General features: G+C 68.5%; 3 protein-coding genes. All 3 read right to left on the reverse strand.

Features of this window, described 5'->3' with window-relative positions; all coding sequences use genetic code 11:
• A partial coding sequence (locus AB0I73_RS40880) for a zf-HC2 domain-containing protein (protein WP_363045450.1) occupies nt 1–289 on the reverse strand: 289 nt, incomplete at its 3' end.
• Nucleotides 290–1,371: 1,082 nt separating this feature from the next.
• Complete coding sequence (locus AB0I73_RS40885; RefSeq protein WP_363045452.1) at nt 1,372–2,418, reverse strand: SDR family oxidoreductase; 1,047 nt, start codon at nt 2,416–2,418, stop codon at nt 1,372–1,374.
• Between the two features lie 76 nt (nt 2,419–2,494).
• Nucleotides 2,495–2,824, reverse strand: a complete 330-nt coding sequence (locus AB0I73_RS40890) for a hypothetical protein (RefSeq protein ID WP_363045451.1) — start codon at nt 2,822–2,824, stop codon at nt 2,495–2,497.
• Between the last annotated feature and the right edge of the window lie 361 nt (nt 2,825–3,185).

Genomic DNA, 3,185 nt, shown 5'->3' on the forward strand with positions numbered 1-3,185 from the left:
AACCGCCCCCGGCCCCCCGGGCCGCACCGTGCCGGCGGCGCGCGCCAGAGCGGCCCCCGGCCGCCCCGGACAGGCACCACGGCCGCCGGCCGGCCTCGTCCGCCAGCGCCGTGCGCAGCACGGACAGGTGCCCGGCCACCGCCGCCAGGCAGTGATGCTCCTCCCGGCAGCCAGCACAGACCGCCAGGTGGGCGCGGACCACGCCCGCCTGGCCCGGCTCCAGCACATCGAGCGCGTGTCCTTCGAGCAGGTCGCCGATGGCGCGGCAGTCCTGGGAGGAAGTAAGCATGACCAGTCCCTTCGGGCCGGGGCGAAAAACACGCCGTCCACGGGGCCGGCGGACGGCTGGTGCACCGCCCCACGGCCCCGCTCCACGCCCCCACCCTCCCCCCAGCACGGCCCCGCGCGCGTCGTCTGCGCGCAGCAATTCCCCGCTACCACCACCGCAGTACCCCCCACGCCGGCCCCCGCCCCCCCCCCACCGGCCCCCACCCGGCCCCCGGGATGACGCCCCGACCGCCACCCGGCGACCCCGCCCGGGAGACCCACCAGCGAGCCCACCCGTAAGACCCACCGGCGAGCCCGGCGACCAGCACGACGGGCAGCACGGCCCCGGCCGGCCCCCGACACCAACCAACGGAAGCGGACCCCGGCGGGAAAACACCACGCCAAAAACCCACACCCCCCAACGACAGCCCCGGCCCACCCGCCACCCCGCCCGCCCAGCACCACCCCGACCAACCAGCCCACCGCAACACGGCCAGCAAAAACACCGACCCCCGCGACACGGCCAAGAACACCCCCCACAACACAGCCCTAACGAAGCACCCCCTCGCCCCGCCCTCCCCGCAAGCTGCTCGACCAGACCTGCCCCCAGACCCCCCGCGGGAACACGCTGACGACCAACAGACCCCGCCGGACAGCACCCAAACAGGCCCCCGGAAAACGTGCCCCCCCAGCCCCCAGGCCGGGGCCCTCCGCACCCTCACCCCGCCGGCACACCCGACCTCGTGGCCCTCACACCAGCCGAAATCCATCGTCTGCCGGCAACTGAACCCCGCCGCCATCCTCCACGCCGCGACCACGCGCTGAACTGGTCCCGATGGCGACGCCGCCACCAAGCACGTGCCCGACGCTGTCATTACATGCGGCGCGGGCACACGTTGGTGGGACGGCCGGCCCATCACGGCCTGAACACAGGCCCGGGCCTTCGACCACCACGCCTCGATGCGCCATCAGACAGTCACGCACCCAACAACGTGACAACGCCGGTATCCCTCCAGCATCGTCAGCATGCCGTCAGAGTTCGAGCTCCCGGCGGACCTCGCCTCCCTGACGTTCTCGATCCTCATACGCCGCTCCCACACTCCGTCAAGCTGCCCCGAAGCTGATATGCGGCCGGCTCTTGTGCCGTCTCAACTCCACCACGGGGTCGTCGCGGTCAAGAGCGTGGCGGATGAGGTCGACGTTGACGTACCTTGCCCCGCGCGCGTCGCCGAACCGCCCTTCCCGGGCCGCGGCAGCGATCGCCCGCACCTCGTCGAGGATCTCGTGCTGCGGCGTGAAGCCGAGGTCCTCGCGAATCTCCTCGAAGTCGACGAAGTAGTCGCGTTCGTCGACGACCGACTGCATGATCTCGATCTTCGCCTCCGGGACCTCGCCCGCGACGATCGCGGCGATGTCCGCGATCCGGTAGTTCTGGGACTTCGACCCGCAGTTCCATGTCTTGCTGCCCAGGGCGTCGCGGGACTCGATGGCTTGGACGAACGCGTTCGCCGCGTCGCGCACGTGCAGGAAGGGACGCCACTGGTTGCCGCCGTGAACGGTGATCCTGTGATCTGTCACCGCCCTCGCCGTCATCATGTTGACGACCAGGTCGAACCGCATGCGCGGCGACAGCCCGTACAGGGTGGAGAGCCGCAGGATCCTAGGGACGAAGATCCCATCCGAGCCGACCAGGAGGTGGTGCTCGGCATGGATCTTACTCTCCGCGTAGACCGACTGTGGGTGGAGCGGCGAGTAGATGTTCGCTGCCTCGCCGAAGGAGAGCCCGTAGTTGCTGCACGTCGAGGCGAATGCGAAGGTGCGCACGCCACGGCGGCGGCAGGCTTCGGCGAGGTACACCGTGCCCAGGTAGTTGGTCTCCCACGTGAGATCCTCGTTCAGGTTGCACGCCGGATCCCCCACGATGGCGGCCAGGTGGACGACCGCGTCCACGCCTTCCAACGTCTTCTCCCATTCGGCGACGTCGCGGATGTCGGCGTCCAGGTAACGGCCTTTGCGCAAACGTAGCTCTTGGCGCGAGATAACGTTGTTGTCGACTCCAATCGCTCCGTACCCCCGGTCATCCAACATCTTCATGAGTACTGATCCGAGATAGCCTCGGGCACCGGTCACGAGAACAGTCTCGTCATTCATCACAATTCCCTCTAATCTCACACGGTTGAATGCAGTCGATGCCGAGTGGTGACGGAGGACCTCATCTGTGGGAGCGTCAGGAGATCGCCGCCTGCACGATGTGGAGTTCGTCGGGGACCACGGATCCGTCGATCCAGCGCTGCCTCTCGGTGTATGTCTCGATCAGTTCCGCCGGATCGACGCGGCCGTCCACCGTCACGGTAGCCGTGAGCCTGGCCGAGCCGGGCGCATTCTCGAGCAGGGTGAACTCCGCGTCGCGGACGCCGGGATGGCTGAGGAGCAGCTCCCGAACCATCGCGGCGTTGATACCGATGCCACTGTGGTGCCCCCGTACGAGTTCGGCAGCGCTGGAGAATCGGGTGACAGGCAGCCCCGCGACGGTTCTGCCGGGGGTGCTGGAGATCACGCGCACGATGTCATCGAGACTGTCTACGAGGCGCATCGGATCCCGCGACGGCCAGACGGGTTCGCGCGCCTTCAGTCTCGGAGGAGTCCGCACTCGAACAGCCGCTGCTGCTGCCGCTGCCCGAGGAGCCGTTCGAGACCGGGCGGCTGTTCACACCGCGGGTCAACCGCTACGGCCGGATCCTTGTCCACACCAACCGCTACTCGGTGCCGATCCGGCTGATCGGCAAGCGGGTACGGGTCATCCTGCATGCCTCTCACCTGGTGGCCTAAGAGCCCCTAACAAAATAGGGTGTTTGCATTATTCTGGGTGCACTGGTGCGAGTTCGTGCCGATCGGGAGGTGTGTGATGTCCCGCCCCA

Origin of the sequence: Streptomyces sp. NPDC050388 (genome assembly GCF_040655635.1) — a bacterium.
GTDB lineage: Bacteria > Actinomycetota > Actinomycetes > Streptomycetales > Streptomycetaceae > Streptomyces.

Coding starts and splice junctions, on each gene's coding strand:
- AB0I73_RS40885 (WP_363045452.1), bottom strand. CDS start 2,418: ATGAATGACGAGACTGTTCTCGTGACCGGTGCCCGAGGCTATCTCGGA.